Source organism: Sphingomonas sp. ABOLH (genome assembly GCF_003951715.1).
GTDB classification, from domain to species: domain Bacteria; phylum Pseudomonadota; class Alphaproteobacteria; order Sphingomonadales; family Sphingomonadaceae; genus Sphingomonas; species Sphingomonas hankookensis_A.
The window spans coordinates 1-26875 of record NZ_QQWV01000050.1; the positions used below are offsets into that span (position 1 = coordinate 1).

General features: G+C 69.2%; 19 protein-coding genes. 15 read left to right on the forward strand and 4 right to left on the reverse strand.

Features of this window, described 5'->3' with window-relative positions; all coding sequences use genetic code 11:
* Positions 1-327 precede the first annotated feature (327 nt).
* From CA237_RS16860 to CA237_RS16875, 3 genes are all read left to right on the forward strand, one after another.
* Complete coding sequence (locus CA237_RS16860) at positions 328-1248, forward strand: ATP-binding cassette domain-containing protein (RefSeq protein ID WP_066691306.1); 921 nt, start codon at positions 328-330, stop codon at positions 1246-1248.
* Positions 1245-2732, forward strand: coding sequence for an ABC transporter permease (locus tag CA237_RS16865; protein ID WP_066691308.1), 1488 nt, complete (start codon positions 1245-1247; stop codon positions 2730-2732). The genes CA237_RS16860 and CA237_RS16865 overlap by 4 nt, the downstream gene beginning before the upstream one ends.
* 179 nt (positions 2733-2911) lie before the next feature.
* A complete protein-coding gene (locus tag CA237_RS16875) occupies positions 2912-4549 on the forward strand; it encodes a M28 family metallopeptidase (protein WP_206433007.1) in 1638 nt (545 codons plus the stop codon).
* Between the two features lie 163 nt (positions 4550-4712).
* On the opposite strand, the gene CA237_RS16880 is transcribed toward CA237_RS16875, so the two are convergent.
* Positions 4713-5411: a hypothetical protein gene (locus tag CA237_RS16880; RefSeq protein WP_066691311.1), complete on the reverse strand. Its 699-nt coding sequence runs from the start codon at positions 5409-5411 to the stop codon at positions 4713-4715.
* 132 nt (positions 5412-5543) lie between these two features.
* Here CA237_RS16880 and CA237_RS16885 point away from each other — a divergent pair, with 132 nt between their 5' ends.
* Positions 5544-6200, forward strand: coding sequence for a TerC family protein (locus tag CA237_RS16885; RefSeq protein ID WP_066691320.1), 657 nt, complete (start codon positions 5544-5546; stop codon positions 6198-6200).
* Positions 6201-6308: 108 nt separating this feature from the next.
* On the opposite strand, the gene CA237_RS16890 is transcribed toward CA237_RS16885, so the two are convergent.
* Both CA237_RS16890 and CA237_RS16895 read right to left on the reverse strand, forming a co-directional pair.
* Positions 6309-8582, reverse strand: a complete 2274-nt coding sequence (locus CA237_RS16890) for a TonB-dependent receptor (protein WP_066691322.1) — start codon at positions 8580-8582, stop codon at positions 6309-6311.
* Complete coding sequence (locus CA237_RS16895) at positions 8582-8941, reverse strand: hypothetical protein (protein WP_066691325.1); 360 nt, start codon at positions 8939-8941, stop codon at positions 8582-8584. Before CA237_RS16895 ends, CA237_RS16890 begins: the two co-directional genes overlap by 1 nt.
* A gap of 115 nt (positions 8942-9056) precedes the next feature.
* Here CA237_RS16895 and CA237_RS16900 point away from each other — a divergent pair, with 115 nt between their 5' ends.
* Complete coding sequence (locus CA237_RS16900; RefSeq protein ID WP_066691329.1) at positions 9057-9776, forward strand: response regulator; 720 nt, start codon at positions 9057-9059, stop codon at positions 9774-9776.
* Positions 9773-11140, forward strand: coding sequence for a HAMP domain-containing sensor histidine kinase (locus tag CA237_RS16905; RefSeq protein ID WP_126014920.1), 1368 nt, complete (start codon positions 9773-9775; stop codon positions 11138-11140). The genes CA237_RS16900 and CA237_RS16905 overlap by 4 nt, the downstream gene beginning before the upstream one ends.
* A 54-nt stretch (positions 11141-11194) precedes the next feature.
* Here CA237_RS16905 and CA237_RS16910 read toward each other — a convergent pair whose 3' ends face one another.
* The gene (locus tag CA237_RS16910; RefSeq protein WP_126014922.1) at positions 11195-12574 is read right to left on the reverse strand and encodes a M20/M25/M40 family metallo-hydrolase; all 1380 of its coding nucleotides are present in this window, start codon (positions 12572-12574) and stop codon (positions 11195-11197) included.
* A gap of 260 nt (positions 12575-12834) precedes the next feature.
* On the opposite strand from CA237_RS16910, the gene CA237_RS16915 reads away from it, so the two are divergent.
* The 9 genes from CA237_RS16915 to CA237_RS16950 all read left to right on the forward strand — a co-directional run bounded on the left by CA237_RS16915 (position 12835) and on the right by CA237_RS16950 (position 26723).
* Positions 12835-13752, forward strand: coding sequence for a dihydrodipicolinate synthase family protein (locus CA237_RS16915; RefSeq protein ID WP_241215528.1), 918 nt, complete (start codon positions 12835-12837; stop codon positions 13750-13752).
* Positions 13752-14747 (forward strand): 4-hydroxyproline epimerase, encoded by a 996-nt coding sequence (locus CA237_RS16920; protein ID WP_126014934.1) that lies wholly within the window; start codon positions 13752-13754, stop codon positions 14745-14747. Before CA237_RS16915 ends, CA237_RS16920 begins: the two co-directional genes overlap by 1 nt.
* Positions 14748-14777: 30 nt before the next feature.
* Positions 14778-16193: an amino acid permease gene (locus CA237_RS16925; RefSeq protein ID WP_126014926.1), complete on the forward strand. Its 1416-nt coding sequence runs from the start codon at positions 14778-14780 to the stop codon at positions 16191-16193.
* Entirely contained in the window at positions 16190-17422 is a 1233-nt protein-coding gene (locus CA237_RS16930) for an FAD-binding oxidoreductase (protein ID WP_126014928.1), read from the forward strand. Before CA237_RS16925 ends, CA237_RS16930 begins: the two co-directional genes overlap by 4 nt.
* 74 nt (positions 17423-17496) lie before the next feature.
* Positions 17497-18165, forward strand: coding sequence for a GntR family transcriptional regulator (locus CA237_RS16935; protein ID WP_066691347.1), 669 nt, complete (start codon positions 17497-17499; stop codon positions 18163-18165).
* Positions 18166-18353: 188 nt separating this feature from the next.
* On the forward strand, positions 18354-21296 hold the full coding sequence (locus CA237_RS16940; RefSeq protein WP_126014930.1) for a TonB-dependent receptor: 2943 nt from the start codon (positions 18354-18356) through the stop codon (positions 21294-21296).
* Between the two features lie 59 nt (positions 21297-21355).
* The gene (locus tag CA237_RS19930) at positions 21356-22051 is read left to right on the forward strand and encodes a sugar-binding domain-containing protein (protein WP_206433008.1); all 696 of its coding nucleotides are present in this window, start codon (positions 21356-21358) and stop codon (positions 22049-22051) included.
* On the forward strand, positions 22048-24459 hold the full coding sequence (locus tag CA237_RS16945; protein WP_206433009.1) for a glycoside hydrolase family 2 TIM barrel-domain containing protein: 2412 nt from the start codon (positions 22048-22050) through the stop codon (positions 24457-24459). Before CA237_RS19930 ends, CA237_RS16945 begins: the two co-directional genes overlap by 4 nt.
* A complete protein-coding gene (locus CA237_RS16950) occupies positions 24456-26723 on the forward strand; it encodes a S9 family peptidase (protein WP_241215527.1) in 2268 nt (755 codons plus the stop codon). Before CA237_RS16945 ends, CA237_RS16950 begins: the two co-directional genes overlap by 4 nt.
* Positions 26724-26875 lie beyond the last annotated feature (152 nt).

A 26875-nucleotide genomic window follows, 5' to 3' on the forward strand; every position in this document is an offset into this window, starting at 1 on the left:
GTCGGGCTACGCCCGCCCTACGCCGCAACCAGCGCGAACGGTGCACCCGTCATACCCGTAACGCTGCTCGACGAAGGGGGTCCCTTTTGGACGCCGATAGGGGGTCCTTTTTGGACGCCGATTGACACTAGATCGCTGCAGCGAGGAGGACGGTGGGCCATTCGATCGGTCTGACTTGGTGCGCCATATTCCCATCGTATCAGTAGGAATATGGCGGTGGCAAGGTGTTGGGGTTCCTCCCCGTGCCGGGAAGGAACGAGACTCCCATTCCCCCTTGTGGCCGTATCGATAAACGGTAATGATGCGATCACTACAGGGGGGACATCGATGCAACATGCCCTGCGCCTCGACGGCGTGGTGAAACGGTTCGGCGCGATGACGGCGGTCGACCATCTGAGCTTCGCCGTCGCGCCGGGGGAGGTGTTCGGCTTTCTCGGCGGGAACGGGGCGGGCAAGACGACGTCGCTGCGCATGGTGCTCGACATCATCCGTCCCGATGCGGGCAGTATCGAGGTGCTGGGCAAGCCGCCGGGGCGGGAATCGAGCCGGCATCTGGGCTTCCTGCCCGAGGAACGCGGGCTGTACCGCTCGATGACCGCGCTGGAGACGGTGGTCTATTTCGGGCGGCTGAAGGGGATGACCGCCGGTGACGCGCGCGCCAAGGGCCGCGAGCTGCTCGACCGCTTCGGCCTCGGCGCGAACCTCAAGACCGGGGTCGACAAATTGTCGAAGGGCATGGCGCAGAAGGTGCAGCTGGCGACCGCGGTCATCAACGCCCCCCGGCTGCTGATCCTCGACGAGCCGTTTTCGGGCCTCGACCCGGTCAATCAGGGGCTGCTGGAGGACGAAATCCTGAACGCGGCGAAGGGCGGGGCGGCGGTCGTGTTTTCGACCCATGTCATGCAGCATGCCGAACGGCTGTGCGACCGGCTGCTGCTGCTGGCCAAGGGTGCGAAGCGGTTCGAGGGTACGCAGGAGGCGGCGCGCGCAACGCTGCCCGCAAGGCTCGACGTGGTGGCGCGCCAGTCGCCCGCCGGGCTGGACGGGGTCGAGTCCGCCACCGCGAAGGGCGAGGTGGGCGAGGGCTGGACCGCGTGGGACGTGCGGATGGCGCCGGGGCGCGATCCCGCCGACCTGCTGCAGCACTGCACCATGGCGGGCGTGCCGCTGCGGCGGTTCGAACAGCATCGACCCGGGCTGCACGACGTCTTTCTCCATATCGTAGGTTCGGCGGAGGCCCGCGCATGATGCACCATATCCTGCTGGTCGCGGGGCGCGAGTTCCGCCAGATCGCCGCCACGCGCAGCTTCTGGGTCACGCTGCTGATCCTACCGCTGGCCTTTGCGATCGGGCCGATCGCGTCGCGTTTCCTCGACAAGTCCGACACGCAGCGCGTGATGCTGATCGACCGCAGCGGCGGTGCGACGGCGCAGGCGATCGCATCGCGCATCGAGCTGGACGAACAGCGCCGCGTGCTGACGCAACTGTCGCGCTTCGTCGAAAGCAACAGGCTGGAGGCGGCCGATCCCTCGGCGCCATGGGCGCGGCATGATCGCTGGTACAGCGATGCCGATGTTGCCCGCTTCGTCGCCGCGGGGGGAGCGAAGGCGGCGCTGGCCAGGATCAGGGCGACCGACCCCAAGGCCCCCGATTTCGACGCGCCCGACCCGGCGTACAGCATCGTGCCCGCACCCGCATCGGTCGCCGCCGCCCCGCCCGAGCGGATCGGCGAGGCGCTCGAACCGCTGCTGCGCCCGGCGGCGGGCAGCAAGGCCAGGCCGATCGACTATGCGATCTACATCCCCGCCGATTTCGGCCGCTCGCCCGACGTCAGGCTGTGGGCCAATGGCGCGCCGTCGAGCGCGTTCGTGACAATGGTGCAGGCGTTGCTGGGGCAGGAGCTGAAGGTCCGCTATCTGCAGGCCAATGGCGTCGCCGCGCCGGTCGCCGCTGCCTCGACCCAGATCGCGCCCAATATCGCGGTCGTCGTGCCGCCGCGCGGCAGCGGGCGCGAACGGGTGCTGATCCGATCGATCCTGCCGCTCGCCTGCGCCTATATCCTGCTGATGTCGCTGGTGCTCTCGGGCAGCTGGATGTTGCAGGGGTCGGTCGAGGAACGCAGCAACAAGCTGATCGAGACGGTGCTGGCCTGCGTCAGCCCGAACGAGCTGATGTACGGCAAGCTGATCGGCACGGTCGGCATCGGGCTGTCGATGGTCGCGACCTGGGCGGTGTGCGGGATCGTCGCCGCCTTCGCCACGCACGGCGCGATTGCCGAGATGATCCGCCCGGCGCTCGAACCAGTATCGTCGTTCGGGGCGATCGCGACGATCCTGTATTTCTTCGTCGCGGGATATCTGATCGTCGCGATGATCTTCCTGGTGATCGGGGCGGTGTCGGATTCGATGCGCGATGCGCAGGGCTATCTGACGCCGGTGCTGCTGGTCGTCATGATCCCGGTCACGCTGCTGGTGCAGGCGGTGCTGCGCGGGGCGAGCGGGCCGCTGGTCGAGCTGCTGACGTGGATCCCGATCTGGACGCCGTTCGCGGTGCTGGCGCGGCTCGGCAGCGGCATGCCGTTGTGGCAGATCTGGGCGACCGGCGCGCTGACCGCGGCGTTCATCGTGGTGGAGGTGGTGCTGCTGGGCCGCATCTTCCGCGCGAGCCTGCTGGCGAGCGGCGGGCGGCCGAATTTTGGCGCGCTGCTGGGGCTGATGCGGCGGGCGGCCTAAGCCTTGAACCGTCACCCCGGACTTGATCCGGGGTCCCGCTTTCTTGTCCACGGTAGCAGAAGAAGCGGGACCCCGGGTCAAGCCCGGGGTGACGAAGATGGCGGTGTAGCACCCCACCCATTGCCGCGGTCCCACCGCTGCGCCACACTCCCCCCATCCATCCGTTCCGGAGTTCGCCTGTGCTCAAGCGTCTGATCCTGCCTGCCTTGTTGCTGTCCACCGCCGCCCATGCGCAGACCGCGCCGACCTTCGACACGAAGCGCATCTCGCGCGATATCCAGACGCTCTCCAGCGATGCGTTCGAGGGGCGCGGACCGGCGACCCCGGCCGAGGCGAAGGTCATCGCCTATATCGCCGAACAGATGAAGGCCGCCGGGCTGCAACCCGCCGGCGACAAGGGCAGCTGGTATCAGGACGTGCCGCTGCTCAAATCCGATATCGTCGGCACGCCGCTGCTGTCGATCACGTCGGCAGGCACGAAGCGGACGCTGAGCCAGGGCAACGAGATCGCGGTGCGCGCCGCGCTGACCGGCCAGCCATCGGTCGCCATCGCCCATGCGCCGCTCGTCTTCGTCGGGTACGGCGTGAAGGCGCCCGAGCGGAACTGGGACGACTTCAAGGGCGTCGACCTGAAGGGCAAGATCATGGTCGTGCTGATCAACGACCCCGATTTCGAAGGCGGCGAGGGCGATTTCGGCGGCAAGGCGATGACCTATTATGGCCGCTGGACCTACAAGTATGAGGAAGCCGCGCGGCAGGGCGCGGCGGGCATCCTGATCGTCCATGAAAGCGCGCCGGCCTCCTATGGCTGGGCGACGGTCAAGAATTCGAACACCAACACGATGTTCGACATCGTGCGGAAAGACCCCAAGGCGTCGCACGTGCCGATGGAGGGCTGGATCCAGCGCGATCTCGCCGTGCAGCTGTTCAAACAGTCGGGGCTGGATTTCGAAGCGGCCAAGGCGGCGGCGCGCAAGGCGGATTTCCGGCCCGTGCCGCTGAAAGCCACACTCGACGCGCGCTATAGCGTGAAGCCGGAGGTCATCACCTCGTACAATGTCGCGGGCGTCCTGCCCGGCACGACGCATCCGCAAGAGACGGTGGTCTATTCGGCGCATTGGGACCATCTCGGCATCGGACAGCCCGATGCGAAGGGCGACCGCATCTATAACGGCGCGCTCGACAACGCGTCGGGCATCGCCGCGATGCTCGAACTGGCGCGTGCCTATGGCGCGGGGCCGAAGCCGGATCGTTCGGTCCTGTTCCTGGCCGTGACGGCGGAGGAAAAGGGGCTGCTCGGCACCGAATATTATGCCGCCAACCCGCTGCGTCCGCTGGCGACGACCGCCGGGGTCATCAACATGGACGGACCGTTCGCACCGTCCGCCTCGCGCGATTTCAGCATTTCGGGGTCGGCGAAGCTCGACCTGCTGACCATGCTGACCGAAGTGGCGGGCACGCAGGGCCGCCGCTATTCGCCCGATCCCAAGCCGGAGGCGGGCAGCTTCTACCGCTCCGACCATTTCCCCTTCGCCAAGCGCGGCGTGCCGGCACTGTCCTATAGCGGCGGGCGCGACCTGGTGGTCGGCGGCACGGCGCGCGCGAAGGAACTGGCCGATGCCTATACCCGCGACAAATATCATCAGCCGGCCGACGAATATGATCCCAACTGGGATACCGGCAGCGTGCAGAGCGACCTGACGATCCTCTACACGCTCGGCCGCCGCCTGGCGGACGGGCGCGACTGGCCGAACTGGTCGAGCGACAGCGAATTCCGCGCGGCCCGCGACCGGACGACGGCGGCGCGGGGGAAGTAACGCACCCCCGAACGCAACGTCACCCCGGGCTTGATCCGGGGTCCCGCTTCTTTCCTCCCTTCTGCGTACCCCCGCGCAGGCGGGGGTCCAGGGTTACTCGCCGGCCGCTATCCTGTTTGGCTCTGGACCCCCGCCTGCGCGGGGGTACGGAAAGGAGCGCGCTCTACTTCACCACCACCCGCCACGGCACGGGCGCGGTCGCCGGTTTCCAGCACCCTTCCAGCGCCTTCGCAAAGTCGCTGGCCCATGCCCCGGCGGTGCCGGGCTTGAGCCAGCCATCATAGCTGACGCGCAGGTTGAACTCTTCGAGATCGAACCGGATCGTGTCTGCGTGGAGCACGATTTCCGACAGACGCCGGTCGAAATCGACACCCGCGGCAAAGCGCAGCTCGGGAAGGCGCGCCAGCTGCGCCATCGCCTTCGGACATTGCCGCACATCGGCCTCGACCCATTCCAGCCCGGCGCCATCGAGGCCGCGTCGCAGCGCGTCGTCGCTGTCGGGCCTCGCCTGTGCCAGCGTACCGATCAGCCGATAGCCGCGCTGGCGCGGGCGGTCCGGCGTGCCGGGGAAGGGGGCGCGGAGCATCCGCGCGATCAGCCGCTGGCCACAGTTCAGGCTGGCTTCGCTGTCGTCCTGGTCGGTGTCGACGCAGCCTTTGCGGATGGCGATGGTGTAGACCGGCATATCAACGTCATCGCCCAGATAGCGGATCGCGATGGCCGGTCGCGGCCGTTCGGGGAAGAACCGTCCCGGATCGAACGCCAGCGCCCGCGTACGTTCGGCGACGTCGTACCTTAGCGTCTCCTGCGCGGGAGCGGCGGTGACGAGGAACAGGGCGACGAGCGGGACAAGGCGGAGCATGCCGCATCCTGCCACGTTCCCTGCCGACGCGACATACGGAACATCCCCCGCCGCCGCCGGTTCGGGATGTCGGTCCGCTGCGTCCGGGCATGCCTCTGGTCCCGCGACGCTTTCCCGCTATAGGCTGCCCCCATGAACGAGCTCTGGAACCATATCGTCGCCGATTTCGCCAATATAGGCAGCCCCTCGGCGCTGGCCGCCTTCGGGCAGGTCGTGCTGATCGACGTGATGCTGGCCGCCGACAATGCTATCGTCGTCGGTGCGCTGGCCGCCGGGCTGCCGCCGGCGATGCGGCGCAAGGTGATCCTGATCGGCGTCGGCGCGGCGCTGGTCCTGCGCGTCGCCTTCGCGCTGGTCGTGACCCAGCTGTTGCAGGTGACCGGCCTCGTCTTTGCCGGCGGGCTGCTGCTGGTGTGGGTCGCGTGGAAGATGTGGCGCGAGCTGAAGGACGACGGCCACGACACGACCGAGGAGACGGCGCTGAAGGCCGCCGCCCCGCGCAGCTTCGCCAGCGCCGCCTGGGCCGTCGCGATCGCCGACGTGTCGATGAGCCTCGACAACGTCCTCGCCGTGGCGGGTGCGGCGCGCGACCATCCGGGCATCCTCGCCATCGGCCTGATCCTGTCGGTCGCGCTGATGGGCGTCGCCGCCAACGTGCTGGCCCGCGTGATCGAGCGTTATCGCTGGGTCGCCTATATCGGCCTTGTCGTCATCGTCTGGGTCGCGTGCAAGATGATCTACGAAGGGCTGGTCGATCCGTCGCGCGGCATCCTGACGCTGTTCGGCTGAGATACTGCTTCGTCATCCCGGGCTTGACCCGGGATCCCGCTTCTTCTGCGACCGTGCCGAGACAGCGGGCCCCGGATCAAGTCCGGGGTGACGATGAAAATACTGTCTTCAAAATAGCTTGCGCAGCGACAGTGCGATCGTGCGTCCCAGCGGGTTGAGATAGGCCTGCTGGAACGCGATCGGCGTCGCGCCGGTCGCGTCGCGCACCGCCTGCCGGGTATCGAACAGGTTGACGATGCCGAGCGACAGCCGCGCGCCCTTCGCCCAGCCCGGTGCCTTGGTCCCGCCCATCTGCTCGGCGAGGTTGGCGAACAGGTTCAGGTCGACCGTCGCCAGATCGCCATAATTGAGGTCGCCGCCCGGCCCGCGCAGCGTCGTGCCCGCCTGCCACCGCGCGGTGATGCGCGCGCCCAGCCCCCGCTTGAACGCCCCGGCCTGCGCCTCGACGCTGTGCCGCGCGCGTCCGCCGCGCAGGTCGAGCGCACCGCCGTCCAGCAGGTCGAGCACCGGCCCGCCATCGGTGAGCGTCAGGCGGTCCTGCAACCGCCACACATGGTCGATGCTGAAGATCAGCCGGCTCGTCAGATTCTCGAACCGCCGCGCCTGCGGGCTGCCCGCCTCGACCATCTGGACGCGCGCGCCGGACGGCAGGCGGCGGCGGACCTCCGCCTCGCTGGAGAAGCTGCGCACCCGCGCCGGCTCGATTCCGGGCGGCAGCGGCCCCAGCGGCCGGACATAGCGCAGGCCCCAGCGCAACTCCTGCTGCCGGCTGCGCGCGAAATTGACCGGCGTTGCGTCGATCCGCTGCAACCGTCCGGCCGCGTCGCGCGTCACCCGGTCGGGAAACGCCGCCTCGACCGCCGGGGTCAGCAGCGGAAAGGACGCGATCGGATCGTCGATCCGGGTGCGGATATAGTCGGCGGTCAGCGTCAGGTCCCGCTTCGCCCAGGGCTGCCACGACAGCCCCAGCGCGGTGACGCGCCGGTCGTCGGGGCGCAGCGCGCGGTTGCCGCCAAGGATGCGGGTCGCATCGACCGTCTCGCCCGCCCCGCTGTCGAAGGTCCGCGCATTGGGCAGCACCAGCAGCGGCGATCCGAGCTGTTCGACACTCGGCGCGGACTGTTCGGCGGTCGCCGATCCCAGCAGCGTCAGCCCCGCGACCGGCGTCCACTGTACGCCGCCGCCCAGCGTCCGCAGCCCGCCCGCATCGGACAGCTCCTCTAGGGCGACATTGGCGTTGAGCGAGACGAGGCCGATGCCGCGCGTGACCGGCAGGTCGATGCTGGCCTGCACATTGGCGGCATCGCGCCCCAGCGACGTGGCGGCGACATTCTCGCCCAAGCGCGACCGGCTGTCGAAGCTGCGCGTCGCCACCCCACCGCGCAGGCTGAGCGCGGCATTGCCGGCGGGCAGCGCGAAGGGCGATCCGTTAACCAGCAGGTCGGCCTGCGCCAGCATATTGGTGAAGCGCGCATCGTTGCGCGGCGCGGCGGCGATGCCGGTATCGGTCACCGTGTCGCTCCGCGTCCGGTCGAGCGTCCCCGTCGCGGTCCACAGCCATTTGCCCGCGCGTCCGCCCAGCGTCGTACCGAGATGCGCGGTGGTCGTGTCGCCGTCGCGGCGCAGCACGCGATCGGCCCCGCGCCCGACCAGCGCCCGCGTCGCCATCGTCTCGACCCGCGCATCCAGCGTCGCCGCTACCTCGCCGAACGGCGTGCCGGCGACCGTCGCGCCCAGTGCCGCGCGGCGGGTCTCGGGCAGCAGCGTGCGCGCCCTGCCCAGTGCCGGATCGCCCGGTTGCACGATGTCGCGTTCGTCCTCGGTCAGCGCGCTCGCCCGGCTAAGCTCCGCCTGCACCATCGTCCGGGTGTCGCCCCGCAGCCGCAGGAGATTGGCGGTGGCGCCGATGGTCGCCTGTCCGCCGCCGGTCGGCATGCCGCCGGTCAGCTGGCCGATCCGGGAGGCATAGCGTTCGCGGGTGACGATGTTCACCACCTTGCGGTCCGCCGGAAAGCCATAGGCCAGCGCGACCGCCTCGGGCAGGATTTCGGTCCGCTCGATCGCCTCGGTCGGCAGGTTGGCGATCTCGTTGACGCTCGACACGCGGCGGCCGTTGAGCAGCACCGCCGGCCCCGCATCGCCGCGCCCGCGCCCGCTCGCCACCGCCGCGCCCAGCGCTTGCAGCAGCTCCTGCACATTGTTCGCGCCATAGGCCCGGATGTCGAGCGCGGAGAGCGTGCGTTCGGGCGGGATCGTGCCGGTCACCGACCCGCGCGGCCGTTCGCCCCGCACCACGATATCGTCGCGCGGCGGGGTGGCAGGCGCGGGGGCGGGGGCGGCCTGGCCCCCGGCGAGCAGGGCGATCAGCAGCGCCGCTCCCATCAGGGTTCCCGCCGCGCGTTGAACGGCAGGGTGGCGAGGCCGGCGATGATCACGTTACCCGCCATGGCCGTCCCCTCCGGCGCCAGCGCCAGCGCAAAGGTCACGCGCGGTTTCGATTCGATGCCGAACGTCGCGCAACCCTGCGTCACCGTGACTTCCTCCAGCGGCTTCCAGGTCGGCGCCTTGGTGGTGCGATAGCGCCCGCTCCATCCCTTGCCGTCGCGCGACAGGTCGAACGTCCAGTCGGCCCCGGCGAAATTGCCGGTCCATTGGCCCGCGACGCGATCGGCGCTGCCCGGCGCAGCACAGGGCGCATCGGGACTGGCAAGGGCGAGGACGATGACGAGGATGGTGAACATGCGAACTCCCGTGGCGAAGAGCCGCCATCCAACCACGTGGTTGTAGCGTCACGATGGCGCGTTCGTGTCGCCGGGCGATACGCAGATGCTACAAAGCCATGCTATCGGGCGGGGGATGCCGACCGATGCTCCCCCCGCCGACCGCATAATCGTCGTCGACGACGACACCAGCATCCGCGACGCGCTGGCCGAATATCTGGGCGGGCATGGCTATGCGGTGCGCACCGCGCCCGGCGCGGCGGCATGCGACCGGTTGTGGATGGAGGCGCCGGCGGACCTGCTGGTCATCGACGTGATGATGCCGGGCGAGGACGGGCTGTCGCTGTGCCGCCGCCTCGCGCCGCTGGGGGTGCCGATCCTGATGCTGAGCGCGCTGGACGGGGTGACCGACCGGATCGTCGGGCTGGAGGTCGGGGCATGGGATTATCTGGCCAAGCCGTTCGAACCGCGCGAGCTGCTCGCCCGCGTCCGCGCGCTGCTGCGCCGGCCGCGCGCGGTCGAACCGGTGGCGGCCGGCGACGATGCGGTGGTCTTTGCCGGATGGTGGTTCAGCCCGGCCGAACGGCGCTTACGCGATCCGCAGGGGCGGCCGCTGCTGCTGAGCGAAGGCGAACATGCGCTGCTCGCCGCCTTCGTCCGGCGGGCGGGCCGCGTGCTCAGCCGCGACGCGCTGCTCGACGCCGCGCGCGGGATCGATGCCGCCAGCTATGACCGCGCGATCGACATCGCGGTCAGCCGGCTGCGGCGCAAGCTGGCGGAAGGGGACGCGACCCCGCTGATCGAAACGGTGCGCGGCGCGGGCTATCGCTTCGTGCCGGCGGTGCGCCCGGCATGATCCGCGCCTTCTGGCGACGGCCCAGCGCGCTGACCGCCATCGGCGGGTTCAGCGTCGCCATCGCGATCCTGAGCGTCGCGATCACCGCCAGCATCGTGCTGCTGATGCCCGATCCGCCGGCGGTGCGGCTGACGCTGGCCGATGCGGCGGCGGCGCTGCGCGGCGCGGAAAACGGCCTCGTCCGCAGCATCGGCGCGCCGCCCGCCGGGCCGCCCAATCCGATCCAGCAACAGGTGCTCGCCCAGGCGCTCGGCCGGCCGGTCGGCGACGTCCGCGTCGTCTGGCTCGACGCGCCGCCACGCAAGAGGCCGGTCGGTGAGGTCATCGTCGTTACCCCGCACCGAGGGAGCGGCAGCCCGTTTCCCGGCGGCACCATGGTGTTGCAGATGAAGGGCGGACGGCCGATGCGGGTGGTCGACCGGTTGCCCGACGGGCCGCTCGGCACGGTATTGCTGCGCCTGCCGCAGCCGCCCTTCGCCGCCGGCGTCCGCCTGTCCGACGGGCGCTGGCTGACGGTTCGGCCGGCCGCGCCGCTGCTGGGGGGATGGCGGTGGAAGGTGCTGGTCGCGCTCGCGGTCAGCCTGGTCGTGCTGGCGCCGCTCGCCTGGCTGTTCGCGCGGCGGCTGACCCGCCCGTTCCGCGTGCTGGCCCGCGCGATCGATGCCGGGCTCGACCCGCCCCAGGCGCAAGGGCCCCGCGAATTGCAGGAGGCGGCGGGCGCGATCCTGCAGCTGCGCACCCGCCTCGCGGCGGAGAGCGAGGACCGGTTGCGGATGCTGACCGCGGTCGCCCACGACCTGCGCACCCCGCTGACCAGCCTGAAGCTCAGGTTGGAATCGGTGCCCGAGCCGCAGCGCGCGCGGATGGTGGCCGATGCCAACCGGATGCAGGCGATGATCGCCGACGTGCTCGACTTCGCGCGCACCGCCGACGCCACCCGCCACCCGGTCGGCCTGCGTCCGCTGGTGGCGGAGGTGGTGGCCGACGCCCCGGCGATGACGCTCGATCCCGGGCCGGAAGTAACGGTCAGCGTGGTCGAGGCCGGCCTGCGCCGCGCGGTCGAGAATCTGGTGCGCAACGCGGTGGACTATGCCGGCGGGGGGCGGATCGCGGTCGCGCGGGACGGGGATCGCGCGGTGATCGAGGTGATCGACACCGGCCCCGGCATCGCGCCCGCCGACCGCACCCGCCTGCTGCGCCCGTTCGAACGCGGCGACGCCTCGCGCAACCGCGATACCGGCGGGGTCGGGCTGGGGCTCAGCATCGTGCAGGGCTTTGCCGAACGCCATGGCGGCACGCTCGAACTGACCGACGCGCCGGGCGGGGGGATGGTGGCGCGGTTGGTGTTGCCGGTGGTCGGGTGACCAAGCCCCGACCTCTCTTCTCGTCACCCCGGGCATAACCCGGGGTGACGGGGATCACCCCAACGTCTTCAACAACGTCTCCCACCACAACACCCCCGGATCGAAGGTCGCGACCGGCACCCGTTCGTTCAGCCCGTGGGCGAAACTGTCGCTCGCCTTCATGAATACGCCGCCGACCCCGAAGCTCGGAATGCCGTGCGCGCGGAAATGCATCGAATCGGTCGCGCCGGCCTCCTGCATCGGCACGACCAGCAGCCCCGGCGCCCGTTCGGTTACCGCCGCCTTCACCGCCGCGACGACCTTCGGATCGAGCGGGGAGGCGCCGGCCTCGATCGTGCCATTGTCGTTGAAGGTCACCGCGACCTTGGGATCGGCGGCCAGTTCGGTCAGCTTGGCCGCGACCTGCGCGCGCGGCGTACCCGGAAAGATGCGGCAGTTGATGTTCGCGACCGCGCGCTGCGGCAGCGCGTTGGGCGCATGGCCGCCATTGAACATGGTGGGGACGCAGGTGGTGCGGACCTGCCCGATATAGCGCTTGTCGGCCGACAGCACGTCCGCCGCGGCGGTGTCGTTCGGATTGGCGGCGAACGCCTTCATCGCCGCGCCCAGCGGGCCGGGCGTCATCGTCGCGGTGCCGGCCAGCGACGCCTTGGTAATCTCGTTCTGTTGCGGGGGAAAGCGATAGGCGGCGATCCGCCCGACCGCCGCCGCCAGGCGGACGATGGCATTGTCCGGTCCCGGACGGCTGCTGTGCCCGCCCGGATCGGTGACGGTCAGGTGCCAGTCGCCATAGACCTTCTCCGCCGCCTGCAATCCGTACACCATCGGTTTGCCGTCATCGCCCAGCAGCCCTCCACCGGCATCGGCGTTCAGCACCAGAGCGGCGTTCCTGTACGCCTCCGCCGCCGCCCGCGTCGTCTTCATCGTGGTTTCTTCATCGCCGGTCAGCACCAGCACGATGTCGCGCTGCGGCACCCATTTCGCGCGGCGCAGCTTCATCAGCGTCGCGACCGCCATCGACAGCCCGGCCTTGTTGTCCAGGCTGCCGCGTCCGAAGACATAGCCATTCTCGATCACCGGGGTGAACGGGTCGCGGGTCCAGTCCTTCGGATCGGCCTCCACCACGTCCATATGCGCCAGCACCACGGTCGGCTTCGCAGCCCGGTCGCGGCCGGGATAGCGCGCGGTCAGATAGCCGGTCTCCCCCATCGCCACGAAGCGGACCTCGGCGGGATCGAACCCGGCGGAGAGCAGCTTGCCCTTCAGATACGCGGCATAGGCCGGCACCTGCCCGCGCCCGGCGACGGTCTGGAACTTCACCCCGTCGGTCAGCAGCGTGACCGCTTCCTTGCCCCCCGGCGTCGACGGCGCGTCCTGCGCCTGCGCGGCGATCGGGCCCAGCATGGCAATTCCGGCAAGCAGCATCCGCATCATCGTCTTCCCCTTTGGCCGGAAGGGTGCGCGGTTCGCGCCGATCGCGCAAGGGCGCCGACGATATCCGGCAAACCCCCGCGCTATGCACCGGCACGATCCTGACCTACACCGGGGCCGACCACGGATCGTGCGGTGGCCATCGCCGCCGAACGGCTTCGAGCCGTAAACCGCAGGCGCAGCGGAATTCGTTGCGCCTGACTGTTTTATATCGTATACGATACGAGATATCCATGGAGGTTGATGTGGTTTCTGGTTCGAGCATGTGGACGGGCGTCTATCCCGCGGCGACGACGCAGTTCGCGGCCGATGGGTCGGTCGATATCGATGCGACGCAGCGCGGTCTGGTCGCGCTGGTCGAGGACGGGGTCGACGGGCTGATCCTGCTCGGCACCTGCGGTGAGAACAACTCGCTCGACGTCGAGGAAAAGCATGCCGTGCTGCGCGCGGGTGTCGAGGCGGTCGGCGGGCGCGTGCCTTTGGTGTGCGGCGTGTCCGAATTCACCACGCGCCGCGCGGCGGCGTTTGCCAAGGAGGTCGAGGATATCGGCGTCGACGCGCTGATGCTGCTGCCCGCCATGGTCTATGTACCGACGCCCAACGAACTGGCGACGCATTTCCGCACCGTCGCGGACGCGACCGGGCTGCCGATTATGCTCTACAACAACCCGCCGGCCTACCGCGTGTCGGTCGATTTCGCCACGCTCGCGCTGCTCGAACCGGTGAAGAACATCGTCGCGGTCAAGGAGAGCGCACCCGATCCGCGCCGCTTCACCGACGTCATCAACCGCTTCGGCGACCGCTATATCGTGATGGCGGGCCTCGACGACGTGGCGCTGGAGGGCATGTTGCTCGGGGCCAGCGGATGGGTGTCGGGCCTGACCAGCGCCTTCCCGCAGGAATCGGTCGCGCTGATCGCGGCGGTCGATCGCGGCGACTGGGAAGAGGCGCGGCGCATCTATCGCTGGTTCATGCCGCTGCTCCACCTCGATGCCGAACATGACCTCGTCCAGTCGATCAAGCTGGCCGAGGAGATCATGGGCCGCGGGTCGGAACGCGTCCGCCTGCCGCGCCTGCCGCTCGAAGGCGCGCGCCGGGCAGAGGTGATCGCGATGGTCGAGAAATGCGCGGCGACGCGGCCGGTGCTGACCGCGCCGTCGGTGGAGGCGGCTGCCGCCTGATGCGCCACACCTTCTTCTGCATCGACGGCCACACGGCGGGCAATCCCGTCCGCCTGGTGGCCGGGGGCGCCCCGCTGCTGCGCGGTGCCAGCATGGCGGAGCGGCGCCAGGATTTCCTGGCGCGCTTCGACTGGATCCGCACCGGGCTGTGCTTCGAGCCGCGCGGCCACGACATGATGTCGGGCGGGTTCCTCTATCCGCCGTGCGGCGATGCGGATGCGGCGATCCTGTTCATCGAAACGTCGGGCTGCCTGCCGATGTGCGGGCACGGCACGATCGGGATCATCACCTTCGCCCTCGAAAACGGGCTGATCACCCCGCGCGAGCCGGGACGGCTCCGCGTCGAGGTGCCCGCCGGGGTGATCGACATCGACTATGTAGCGTACGGCAACCGGGTCCGCTCGGTAAGGATCCGCAACGTCCCCGCCTATCTGGCGAAACAGGGCGTGCAGGTCGATGTGCCGGGCTTCGGCGCGCTGTCGATCGATGTCGCCTATGGCGGCAATTATTATGCGATCATCGAGCCGCAGGGGCCGTACACCGGCCTCGACGATCTGGGTGCGGCGCGGATCGTGGAGCTCAGCCGCACGATCCGCGACCTGGTGCGCGCGGTCTATGAACCGGTCCATCCGCTCGAACCGACGATCCGCGGGGTCAGCCATGTGCTCTGGGCCGACGCGCCGAAGGGCAAGGGCGCGGACGGGCGCAACGCGGTCTTCTACGGCGAACGCGCGATCGATCGCAGCCCGTGCGGCACCGGCACCTCGGCCCGCCTCGCCCATCTCGCGGCGACCGGCCGGTTGACCATCGGCGACCGCTTCGTCCACGAAAGCTATATCGGCAGCCGCTTCATCGGCCGGGTCGAGGCGGAAACGACGATCGGCGATCAACCGGCGATCGTGCCGTCGATCGAAGGGTCGGCGATCGCGACCGGCTTCAACACGATCTGGATCGATCGCGAGGACCCGTTCTTCGCCGGGTTCACGGTGGTCTGACAGCACAATAACGACAAACGGGAGGGGCGCATGGCACGAGGATTACTGGGGCCGCTCAAGCCCCTCGACGCAGGCGAAACCGATCCGGAACGCCGCCTGCGCAAGACGCTCAGCTGGCCGCATCTGATCGCGCTCGGCATCGGGGCGATCGTCGGCACCGGCATCTATACGCTGACCGGGGTCGGGGCGGATCGCGCCGGGCCGGCGGTGATCCTGTCCTTCGCCATCGCCGGCGCGGTCTGTGCCTGCGCCGCGCTCGCCTATGCCGAAATGGCGACGCTGATCCCGACCGCGGGCAGCGCCTACACCTACAGCTATTCGGTGATCGGCGAGAGCGTCGCCTGGATCGTCGGGTGGAGCCTGATCCTCGAATATTCGCTCGCCTGTTCGACGGTCGCGGTCGGGTGGTCGGCCTATCTGGTCGGATGGTTGCAGAGCGTCGGCCTGCAGTTGCCCGCGATGCTGCTGTCGGGGCCGCACAGCGGCGGGATCGTCAACCTGCCCGCGGTGCTGGTGGCGCTGGGCATCGCCGGGATGCTGGTCGCGGGCACGCGCGAAAGCGCCACGTTCAACATCGTGCTGGTCGCGATCAAGATGACCGCGCTGGCGGTCTTCGTGCTGTTCGCTTTGCCCGCATTCAACGGCGCCAATTTCGAACCGTTCATGCCCTATGGCTTTGGCAGCACGGTGCAGGGCGGGGCGACGCGCGGGGTGATGGCGGCGGCGGCGATCGTGTTCTTCGCCTTTTACGGGTTCGATGCCGTCGCGACCTCGGCGGAGGAAGCGCGCAATCCCGGCCGCGACCTGACCATCGGCATCATCGGGTCGATGGCGGCGTGCACCGCCATCTATATGGGGGTCGCGGTCGCGGCGATCGGGGCGGTCAGCTATGTCGATCTCGGCCGCTCGGCCGAACCGCTCGCCTATGTCCTGCGCAGCTTGCAGCATCCCTTCGCCGCCTGGGCGATCGGCCTTGCCGCGCTGATCGCGCTCCCTTCGGTCATCCTGGTGATGATGTACGGGCAGAGCCGCATCTTCTTCGTCATGTCGCGCGACGGGCTGCTGCCGCGCTCGCTCAGCCGCGTGTCGGCGCGCACCGGATCGCCCGCGCTGGTGACGATGGTGACCGGCGTGTTCGTCGCCGCCGTCGCCGGCTTCTTCCGCCTCGACGAGATTGCCGAGCTGGCCAATGCCGGCACGCTGCTCGCCTTCATCGCGGTCGCGGCGTGCATGATGATCCTGCGGCGCCGCGCGCCCGAACTGCAGCGCGTGTTCCGCTGCCCCGCGCCGTTCGCGGTCGGCACGCTGGCGATCCTCGGCTGCGTCTATCTGCTGGTCAGCCTGCCGTCGCAGACGCTGGTGCGGTTCGCGCTGTGGAACATCATCGGCGTCGTCTTCTACCTCCTTTACGGTCGCGTGCGCAGCCTGGTGCGGGTGCGCGCGTGAGCGGCGATGCGGTCGTCATCGGCGACGGCGTTGTCGGGCTGAACGTCGCGCTGGCGCTGCAACGCCGGGGCAGGGCGGTGACGATCGTCGCCCCCGATCAGCCATGGCGCGGCGCGTCGTGGGGCAATGCCGGGCATATCGCGGTCGAACAGGTCGAACCGCTCGCCTCGCTGGCGACGGTGCGTAGCGTGCCCGCCCGGCTGTTCCTGCGCGGCGGGGCGCTGGCCCTGCCGCCGCGCGCCATCGCCGCCTGGCTGCCCTTTGCGCTCCGGATGCTGCGCGCCGCCGCGCCGGCCCGCTTCGCCGGGGGCAAGGCGGCGCTGTCGGCGATGCTGGCGACCGCCATCCCGGCATGGCAGCGGGTGCTGGCCGATACCGGGCGGCCCGACCTGCTGCGGATCGACGGGCATTTCGTCGTGTGGGAAAGCGCGGAGAGTGCCGCGCGCGGGCAGGCGGCGTGGGCGCGGACCGATACCGGCACCGCGACGTGGCGCGCGGCGACGCCGGCCGAGCTGGCCCGGCTCCAGACGCTGACCCATGTGCCGATCGCCGGGGCGATCCGGTTCGAGGGCAGCGGGCAGATCACCGATTCCGCTGCGCTGGGCGACGCCTTGCGGAGCCGCTTCGTCGCGGCGGGCGGCACGTTCGTGCACGACCGCGCGCGCGGGGTGGTCGAGCGCGAGGGGCGGGCGCGCGTCCTGCTGGAACAGGGCGCGCCGATCGACGCCGATGTCGCGGTCGTCGCGGCAGGCGCGGCATCGGCCGCGCTGGTCGCGGCGGCGGGACTGCACGCGCCGCTGATCGCCGAGCGCGGCTATCATGTCGAGGGCGATCCCGGCGACTGGCCCGCCGACATGCCGCCGGTGGTGTTCGAGGACCGCTCGATGATCGTTACCCGCTTCGCCCACCGGCTGCGCGCGGCGAGCATCGTCGAATTCGCCCGGACCGACATGGCCCCCGACCCGCGAAAATGGGCGCGCATCCGGGGGCATGTCGCCGCGCTCGGCCTGTCGCTGCGCGCGCCGGTTGAACCGTGGATGGGCGCGCGGCCGACCCTGCCCGACTATCTGCCCGCGATCGGGCGTCGCGGGGCGGTGGCCTATGCCTTCGGGCACCAGCATCTCGGGCTGACACTGGCGGCGACCAGTGGCGAGGCGCTGACCGCGCTGCTGCATGGCGACGCGCCGCCCTTCGACCTGACGCCGTTCGCGCTCGAGCGATTTCGCTGAGCGATGGTTGCGCCGGAGACGGTGCACGCTAAGTGGCGTACTACGGTATACCACCGTGGCACGGGATTTTCTGCATGACCGGTATCGTCGTCCGTAACCTTTCCGAACAGCTGGTCGTGCTGCTGCGCGACCGTATCCTTGCGGGCCGGATCGATGCCGATCGCGCCATCCGGCAGGATGCGCTGGCCGCCGAACTGGGCGTCAGCAAGATTCCGCTGCGCGAGGCGCTGACCCGGCTCGAACAGGAAGGGCTGGTCCGGCTGCACGCCAATCGCGGCTATTTCGTCCGCGAACTGACCATGGACGAGGCGGAGGAGGTCTATGCGCTCCGCCTGAAGCTGGAGCCGGAGGTGGCCGGCGTGGCGGCGATGCGCGCGACCGATGCCGAACGCGACCTGGCGATCCGCACGCTGGCGCAGCTGGACGAGGTGACCAACGCGCATGGCGACGGCGTCGGCGCGTTCAACCGCGCCTTCCACCTCGCGCTGCTGCGCCCCTCGCGCCAGACGATCACGACCACCATGCTCGAACGGCTGCACGTGCTGGGCGAACGCTATGTCCGCCGCCACCTCGAACCGCTGGGCCGCGACCAGCGCGCGAACGACGAACATGCCCAGCTGCTGCAATGCTGGCTGGCGCGCGACGCATCGGCGGTCGCCGCGCGGATGTACGCCCATATCGAACAGACCGTGCTCGACCTGCGCCGCGAATTCGGCAACGACGGCGGCGACGGCGTCGCTTGAGGCGCCCCCGCCCGGCGCTGGGGGATATGCGCCGTTCCCAACGATTTAGTTCCATTTCAACCGCCCACGCGCATCAAAAGAAGGTGCGGTGTGCAACGACGCTTATAAATATACCTGGATATCGTATAATATATTTGAAGCGTCCGCGATGATGTGGCAATCTGCTCCGACAATAACGGGGGATGGACATGCGACGTACGACGAGATTGCTGGCTTCCGCGGCGGTGACGGCGCTGGTGCTGGGGAATGCGCTGCCCGCGCTGGCGCAGACGACGACCGATGGTCAGGTCGCGGGCGAAGCGACCGGCGATGAAACCATCACGGTGACCGGATCGCGCATCGCGCAGCCCGGCGCCAAGAGCAACAGCCCGATCACGACGGTCGGTGCCGAGGAAATCCGGCTACAGGGCGCGACCAATGTCGAAAATGTCCTCGACCGACTGCCGCAGATCACGCCCGATGCGAACGAAAACGTGTCGAACGGGTCGGACGGCACCGCGCGGGTCAACCTGCGCAACCTCGGCAGCAACCGCAATCTCGTCCTCGTCAACGGCCAGCGGCTGCTGCCGATCCAGGCGACCGACCTGAACTTCATCCCGGGCTTCATGGTCGAACGGGTCGACGTGATGAGCGGCGGCGCATCGGCGGTCTACGGCTCCGACGCGGTGTCGGGCGTCATCAACTTCGTGCTGCGCGACAATCTGAACGGCGTGAAGACCGACGTGCAATACGGGTTTTCGGCACATCACAACAATAACGACGCCTATCGCGCGCGCGTCCGCGCGGCGGGTTTCACGCCGGCGCTCAGCACCCCGGTCGACGGGCAGCGCTTCGACGCGAACATCGCGATGGGCGCGAATTTCGCCGAGGATCGCGGCAACGTCACCGCCTATTTCGGCTATCGCGACGTGCGGCCGATCCTGCAATACAACCGCGACGTGTCGGCCTGCGCGCTCGACCCGGTATTCTCGGGCGATCCGGAGGCTGCGACCGCGCTGACCTGCGGCGGGTCGTCGAACAACCAATATGGCCGGTTCGTGCCGCTGCGCGCGGGCATCGCGCCGGGCGGCTACAACAACACGGTCGACGGCAACAAGACCTGGGTCCAGTACAACCCCAGCTTCCGCTACAATTACGCGCCGCTCAACTATTTCCAGCGCAACGGCACCCGCTTCACCGCCGGCGCCTTCGCGAAATATGAAGTGACGCCTGCGGCCCAACTCTATGGCAGCTTCATGTTCATGGACGATCGCACCAATTCGCAGGTCGCTCCCTCCGCGCTGTTCCAGGGCTATCCCTATTCGATCAACTGCAACAACCCGCTGATGAGCGCGCAGCAGGCGACGTTGCTGTGCGGCGCGGCGGCGGCGGGAACCAACGTCAACCAGGACGTCTATATCGGCTATCGCCCGGTCGCCGCCCCGGCACAGCCGCGTCGCGACGACCTGCGCCACACCGATTATCGCGTGACCGGCGGCGTGCGCGGGGAGATTGCGAAGGGCATCCGCTACGACCTCAACGCACTGTTCTCGACCGTCATCTTCAACGAAACCTATCGCAACGACATCGATCCCGCGCGTGCCAACCGCGCGCTGAAGGTCGATCTGGTCAACGGCGTGCCGACCTGCCGGTCGGTGATCGACGGGACGGACCCGACCTGCGTGCCGCTCAACGTGTTCCAGTTCCGCGGGCCGACCGCCGCGGCGCTGAACTATATCTATGCGCCGACCAGCACCGAGGGGCTGGACCGCGAGACGGTGATCGCCGGCACGGTCAATTTCGACGGGTCCGAATATGGCGTGAAGCTGCCCTGGGCCGAAACCGGCATCGGCGCGGTGTTCGGCGTCGAGCATCGCCGCGAGAGCCTGGAATTCCGGGCCGATGCGCTGGCGATCGCCAAGGGGACCAAGGAGATTTCGGGCGCGTTCGACGTGACCGAAGGCTTCACCGAAATCCGCGTGCCGATCATCGAGGATCGCCCGTTCTTCGACGAATTGTCGCTGACCGGCGGCTATCGCTTCTCGAAATACAGCACCAACAGCAAGGGCATCTCGACCTACAAGGGCGAAATCGCCTGGGCGCCGTCGGCGGACCTCCGCCTGCGCGGCGGCTATAACCGTGCCATCCGCGCGCCCAACATCTCCGAACTGTTCGGCGCGCAGACCCCGGGCAACGTGACGACGCAGGACCCGTGTTCGGGCACCAGCCCCGCCGCCACGTTCCAGCAGTGCCAGCGCACCGGCGTCACCGCCGCGCAGTACGGCAACATCATCGAATGCCCCAGCGAACAGTGCACCGGCTTCTATGGCGGCAACCAGGCGCTGCGCCCCGAAGAGGCCGACACCTATACCGCCGGCATCGTGTTCACGCCGCGCTTCGCCCGCCGCCTGATGCTGTCGGTCGATTACTTCAACATCAAGGTGAAGGACTATATCGGCGTCATCCCGGTCACGCTGACCATCAGCCAGTGCTTCGCGACCGGCGATCCGTTCTTCTGTTCGCTGTTCAACCGCAATCCGCGCAACGGCGTGCTGTTCGGCGGCGACGCGACGACCGGCGGCTATGTCACCTCGACCACGCAGAATACCGGGTCGCTCGGCACCAGCGGCCTCGATCTGGGGGTGAATTACGGGTTCAAGACCGGCATCGGCAAGTTCGACGTCAACATGGTCGGCACCTGGCTGCGCGACCTGACCACCGAACCGCTGCCGGGCCTCGGCAAATATGACTGCAAGGGCCTGTTCGGCGGCACCTGCGGTCAGCCGAGCCCAGAATGGCGCCACCAGGCACGCTTCACCTGGACGTCGCTCGACGACAGGGGCGCGATCTCGCTCAACTGGCGTTACATCGGCCCGACCGACCTGTCGTCGAACACGGACGATCCGTTCCTGCAGGGGGCGCCCTATCAGGTCAATGCGCGCCTGCCGGTCGCCAATTATTTCGACCTGGCGGCGACGGCCAGCGTGCTCGACGACGTGACGCTGCGCATCGGCGTCAACAACCTGCTCGACCGCGATCCGCCGGGGATCGCGCAGGGCCTGCTGGCGTCGTTCGGCAATGGCAACACCTATCCGGGCGTCTACGATGTCGCGGGTCGGACCTTCTTCGTCGGCCTGTCGGCGGAGTTCTGAGGAAGGGGCGGCCGGTGCTCCTTACGGGCGCCGGCCGTCGGTACGGGAAAGAAGTTCGCATGATCGGTCGCGTCGCGCTTGCCCTGCTGGTGTCTCCCTGGGCGATCGCGGTCGCGACCGCGCAGGCCCCGCCCCCCGCCGCGCCGGCGGAATGGGAACGGCCGGAGGTCATCCGCATCGGCGCCGAACCGATGCACGCGACCTTCGACGGTTACGAGACGGTGGCGCTGGCGAAGCGCGGCGACCTGGCGGCCTCGCGCTATCGCCTCTCGCTCGATGGGCCGTGGCGCTTCCACCGCTCGCCCACGCCCGAGGCCCGGCCGGTCGGGTTCGAACGGCCCGACTATGACGTCAGCCGCTGGGGCACCGTCGCGGTGCCGGGCATCCTGCAGGCCCAGGGGCAGGGGACGCCGGTCTTCGTCGGCAGCGGCTATCCCTTTCCGATGGACCAGCCCCGCATCGACCACCGGTTGAACGAGGTCGGATCCTACCGGCGCGAGGTGACGGTCCCGCCGCATTTCGCCGGGCGGCGGATGCTGCTGACCGTGGGGGCGGCGGGGGCGGCCTATTATCTCTGGGTCAACGGTCGGCGCATCGGCTATTCCGAGGACTCCAAGCTGCCCGCCGAGTTCGACGTCACCGCCGCGATGCGGCCGGGGCGCAACACGGTCGCGATCGAGGCTATCGCTATGCCGATGGCAGCTATCTGGAGGATCAGGATTTCTGGCGGGTCAACGGGATCGAGCGCAGCGTGACGCTCTATGCCGCGCCGCCTACCCACCTGCGCGACATCGACGTGCGCGCTGGGCTGACCAATAGCTATCGCGACGGCACGCTCGCCCTGTCGGTCGCGCTGGGCGGCAAGGCGGCGGCCGGGCTGCGGGTGCGCGCCACCGTGCTCGACGACCGCCGCACGCTGCTGGTGCGCGAAGGGGCTGCCGATGCCCCCCGGCAGGTCCGGTTCGACGGCACCCTCCCGGCGGTGCGCGCGTGGAGCGCGGAGACGCCCGAACTCTACACGCTGCTGGTCGAACTGCTCGATGGGCGGGGCCGCGTCGTCGAGGCGACGACGCGCCGTATCGGGTTCCGCACCGTCGCCATCGCGCAGGGCGAGGTGCAGGTGAACGGCCGCCGCATCACCATCCGCGGGGTCAACCGCCACGAACACGACCCGCGCACCTTCCGCATCGTGTCCGACGCGACGCTGCGCCGCGATCTGGAACTGATGAAGGCGTCCAATATCAACGCGTTGCGCCTGTCGCACTATCCCAACGACCCGCGCATCTACGACCTGGCCGACCAGGTCGGGCTGTACCTGATGGACGAGGCGAATATCGAGAGCCACGGCTATCTGAGCAAGGCGCAGCAGAGCGGCGATTTCGAGGGCACGCTGCTCGGCTACAAGCCCGAATGGAAGGCGGCGCATCTCGACCGCGTCGAACGGATGGTCGAACGCGACAAGAACCACCCCTCGATCATCTTCTGGTCGCTCGGCAACGAAACCGGCATCGGCACCAGCTTCGAAGCGGCGGCGCACTGGGTAAAGGCGCGCGACGCCACCCGGCTCGTCAGCTTTCTGGGCCATAGCATGAGCGGGTGGCGCCACCCGACCAATGCCTATGTCGACATCTTCGCGCCGATGTACGACGATATCGAAAAGCTGGTCGATTATGCCGAGCGGCGCGAATACCCGCAGCCGCTGATCCTGTGCGAATATGCCCATGCGATGGGCAACAGCCTCGGCAATTTCCAGGACTATTGGGACGTCATCCGCCGCTATCCCAAATTGCAGGGCGGGTTCGTGTGGGACTGGGTCGACCAGACGATCCTGCGCAAGGACGCGGCGGGCCGCGACTATTGGGCGCAGGGGCGCGACTTCGTGGCGGATGGCGACGACAGCCCGGTCGGCGACGGGGTGATCGGCGCCGACCGCACGCCCGACCCCGAATATCACGAACTGGCCAAGGTCTATGCCCCGATCGCGTTCGAACGCGTCGGCGCGGGCTATGGCGTGGTCAACCGCCACGACCATATCGACCTGTCGCGCTTCACGCTCGACTATAGCGTGCTGGAGGACGGGCGGGAGGTCGCGCGCGGCGCGCTCCGGATGCCGGCGGTGGCGGCCGGCGCGCGCGCGCCGCTGGCGCTCCCCCTGCCGCCCGCCCGCGATGCTGCAGCGGAGCGGATGCTGGTGCTGCGCGCCCGCACGACCGGGGGCGCGATCCCGCTGGTCGCCGCCGGCCATGTCGTCGGCTATGACCAGTTCGCGCTGTCGCCGCCGCGCCCGCTGCCCGCCCTCGCCGCGACCGCGACGCCGGTCGATGGCGGCGACGCGCTGCGGCTGACCGCCGGGGACGGCGTGCTGGAGGTCGACAAGGCGACCGGCCTTATCCGCCGCTATGCGCGCGGCGGCGCCACGTTGTTGAGCGGCGGTGCCCCCGATTTCTGGCGCGCGCCGACCGACAACGACATCGGCACCGGCATGACCAGGAGCCACAAGATGTGGCAGGTGTTCAGCCAGCAGCGCCGCGTCGACGCGATCGGCATCGACGGGAATGCGATCGTCGTGACGCACGACATGGGCGTCGGATCGGTCAAGGTCACCACCCGCTGGACGATGGACGCGGGCGGCACGGCGCGCGCGACGCTGCGCTTCGTGCCCTTACGCGACGACCTGCCCGATCCGCCGCGCATCGGCCTGCAGTTCGCGATGCCCGCGACGCTCGACCGCATCCGCTGGTATGGCCGGGGACCGTGGGAAAATTATGCCGATCGCAAGACGGCGGCGCTGGTCGCCACCTATGCCGGCCTGCTCGCCGACCAGTATCACAACTATCCCCGGCCGCAGGAATCGGGGACCAGACAGGATGTGCGCTGGATCGAGCTGACCGGGGCGACGGGCACCGGGCTGCGCGTGGCGGGCGACCGGCCGCTGGCGGTCAACGCGCTGCCCTTTCCCTATGCCGACCTGATGGAAAAGCCGCCGGGGCAGGCGCATAGCAGCGATATCCGCCCGCATGGCGACGGCACGCTGCTGGTCGACGTGCTGCAAGGCGGGGTCGGCGGCGATACCGGGTGGAGCAGCGACGGGCGGCCGCATCTGCGCTATCGCGTGCCGCTGCAACCGGTCGAATGGACCATCACCCTGGGGGCGGCGCGATGATGCGATCGATATGGGCATCGCTGGCCGGGGCGGCGCTGGCGACGGTCGCGGTGCCGGCGGTGGCGCAGGACGATCCGCGCATCGCCCGCTCGATCGCGCTTCGCGAGCAATGGCAATGGCTGACCCGCGACATCGCCTTTCCTGCGACATGGGACGGCGACGGGCGGCACTTCCATTATCGCAAGACGGTGGCGGGCGGCTTCGCCTTTGTCGATGTCGATGCGGCGACGCTGGCGAAGCGGCCCGCCTTCGACGCGGTGGCCCTCGCGCGCGCGCTGGCGGCGGCGCGGCGGCAGGCGGTCGATCCGCTGCGCCTGCCGTTCGACGGATTCGCGTTCGAGGACGGGCGCGGCGCGATCCGCTTCGCCATCGACTATGCGCCGTGGCGCTGCACGCTGACCGATCCGGTCTGTGCCCCGCTCGACGAACCGCACCGCCGCCCGCGCGGGTTCGACGTGGTGCGCGACCTGACCGTGCCCGCGCTTAACCCGCCGCGCCCGGCACCCGGCGGCGGGCGCGAGGCGCTGGTGATCGACGACAATCTGGTCGTGCGCGGCATCGGCGGCGGTGCGGAGGCGTGGCGTAGCCAGGACGGCAGCCCCGGCGATTTCTACGATCCCGAAACCATCGCCTGGTCGCCCGACGGCAAATGGATCGCGCTCTACCGCGTCCGGCCGGGCTATCGCCGGATCGTGACCCGCGTCGTGTCCTCGCCCAAGGACCGGGTACAGCCGGAACTCGTGCAGCAACTCTATCCCAAGCCCGGCGATGCGATCGACCAGGAACGCCCGGTGGTGTTCGACGCGGCGACCGGGCGACAGGTCGCGGTCGACCCCGCGCTGTTCCCCGATCCGTGGCAGCTGGGGCCGATCGCATGGCGCCGCGACGGCCGCAGCTTCGCGTTCGACTATATGCGGCGCGGGTTTCAGCATGCCGCGGTGGTGGCGGTCGATGCCGCGACCGGCGCGACCCATGCGGCGGTGCGCGAGGATGCGGCGACCTTTATCCATAACGAACGCCGCTTCGCGCATGACGTGGGCGGGGCGGGGGCCGAACTGATCTGGGCATCGGAGCGCGATGGCTGGCGGCACCTCTACCTGATCGATGCGAAGACCGGCCGGGTGAAGCGGAAGATTACGCGCGGGAACTGGGTGGTGCGCGACATCGCCCGCATCGACGACGACCGCCGCCGCATCTGGTTTTCAGCGAGCGGCACGGTGCCGGGCGAGGATCCCTATCACAAACACTGGTTCCGGGTGGATTTCGACGGGCGCAACCTGACCCGCCTGACCGAAGGCGATGCCACGCACGAGGCGCGCTTTTCCCCCGACGGCACCCGGTTCGTCACCGTCCATTCGCGCACCGACGTGCCCGAGGTCGCCGAGCTGCGCGATGCTGACAGCGGCCGGCTGATCGCGACGCTGGAACGCGGCGACGTGCGCGCGCTGACCGCCGCCGGCTACCGCCCGCCCGAACGCTTCGTGGCGAAGGGGCGCGACGGCACGACCGACATTCACGGGCTGGTCGTGCGGCCGCGCGACTATGATCCGGCGAAGCGCTATGCGGTGATCGAAAACATCTATGCCGGTCCGCACGACAGCTTCGTGCCCAAGGGCTATTGGCCGTTCGGCGCCTTTTCCGGCGGGGACAAGGCGATGGGGATGCAGCAGATCGCCGATCTCGGCTTCATCGTCGTGATGATCGACGGCATGGGCACCGCCAACCGGTCGAAGGCGTTTCACGACGTCGCGTGGCGCAACCTCGCCGACAGCGGCTTTCCCGATCGCATCGCGTGGATGCGCGCGCTGGCGGCGAAGGACCGCGGTGTCGACCTGTCGCGGGTCGGCATCTATGGCGGCTCGGCCGGCGGGCAGAGCACGCTGAACGCGCTGTTGTTCCACCCGGATTTCTACAAGGCGGGGGTGGCGTTCGCCGGCTGTTTCGACAACCGGATGGACAAGATCGACTGGAACGAACAATGGCTCGGATGGCCGGTCAACCCCAGCTACCTCGCGGCGTCGGGGGTGGTCCATGCCGACAAGCTCCGCGGCAAATTGCTGCTGGTGGTCGGCGAGCAGGATTCGAACGTCGATCCCGCCTCGACGATGCAGGTGGTCGACGCGCTGATCCGCGCGGACAAGGATTTCGAGCTGCTCGTCATCCCCAATGGCGAACACGCCGCCGGCCGTTCGACTGGGCCGGTCGCCTATGGCCAGCGCCGCGAATATGACTTCTTCCAGAGGACACTGGGCGGCGCGCGGTAGCTCGGACGAAAGGCCTGTCCTACACGGGGTGACTACACGAAAGTGACGTATCTGCACGGAAAGGGCGAACGGATAGCGAACGTCACGCGGCAAGTAGGGAGTTGACGGCGCGCAGCGGTCGCAAGGCGTCCGGATCGGGTTGATCTTCAACA

Bases quoted from the DNA above. Each gene is read 5' to 3' on its own strand.
- CA237_RS16880 (WP_066691311.1), bottom strand. From the start codon at position 5,411: ATGCTCCGCCTTGTCCCGCTCGTCGCCCTGTTCCTCGTCACCGCCGCT.
- CA237_RS16915 (WP_241215528.1), top strand. From the start codon at position 12,835: ATGTGGACGGGCGTCTATCCCGCGGCGACGACGCAGTTCGCGGCCGAT.
- CA237_RS16900 (WP_066691329.1), top strand. From the start codon at position 9,057: ATGCCGACCGATGCTCCCCCCGCCGACCGCATAATCGTCGTCGACGAC.
- CA237_RS16905 (WP_126014920.1), top strand. From the start codon at position 9,773: ATGATCCGCGCCTTCTGGCGACGGCCCAGCGCGCTGACCGCCATCGGC.
- CA237_RS16940 (WP_126014930.1), top strand. From the start codon at position 18,354: ATGCGACGTACGACGAGATTGCTGGCTTCCGCGGCGGTGACGGCGCTG.
- CA237_RS16925 (WP_126014926.1), top strand. From the start codon at position 14,778: ATGGCACGAGGATTACTGGGGCCGCTCAAGCCCCTCGACGCAGGCGAA.
- CA237_RS16935 (WP_066691347.1), top strand. From the start codon at position 17,497: ATGACCGGTATCGTCGTCCGTAACCTTTCCGAACAGCTGGTCGTGCTG.
- CA237_RS16910 (WP_126014922.1), bottom strand. From the start codon at position 12,574: ATGATGCGGATGCTGCTTGCCGGAATTGCCATGCTGGGCCCGATCGCC.
- CA237_RS16890 (WP_066691322.1), bottom strand. From the start codon at position 8,582: ATGGGAGCGGCGCTGCTGATCGCCCTGCTCGCCGGGGGCCAGGCCGCC.
- CA237_RS16885 (WP_066691320.1), top strand. From the start codon at position 5,544: ATGAACGAGCTCTGGAACCATATCGTCGCCGATTTCGCCAATATAGGC.
- CA237_RS19930 (WP_206433008.1), top strand. From the start codon at position 21,356: ATGATCGGTCGCGTCGCGCTTGCCCTGCTGGTGTCTCCCTGGGCGATC.
- CA237_RS16860 (WP_066691306.1), top strand. From the start codon at position 328: ATGCAACATGCCCTGCGCCTCGACGGCGTGGTGAAACGGTTCGGCGCG.
- CA237_RS16920 (WP_126014934.1), top strand. From the start codon at position 13,752: ATGCGCCACACCTTCTTCTGCATCGACGGCCACACGGCGGGCAATCCC.
- CA237_RS16865 (WP_066691308.1), top strand. From the start codon at position 1,245: ATGATGCACCATATCCTGCTGGTCGCGGGGCGCGAGTTCCGCCAGATC.
- CA237_RS16950 (WP_241215527.1), top strand. From the start codon at position 24,456: ATGATGCGATCGATATGGGCATCGCTGGCCGGGGCGGCGCTGGCGACG.
- CA237_RS16895 (WP_066691325.1), bottom strand. From the start codon at position 8,941: ATGTTCACCATCCTCGTCATCGTCCTCGCCCTTGCCAGTCCCGATGCG.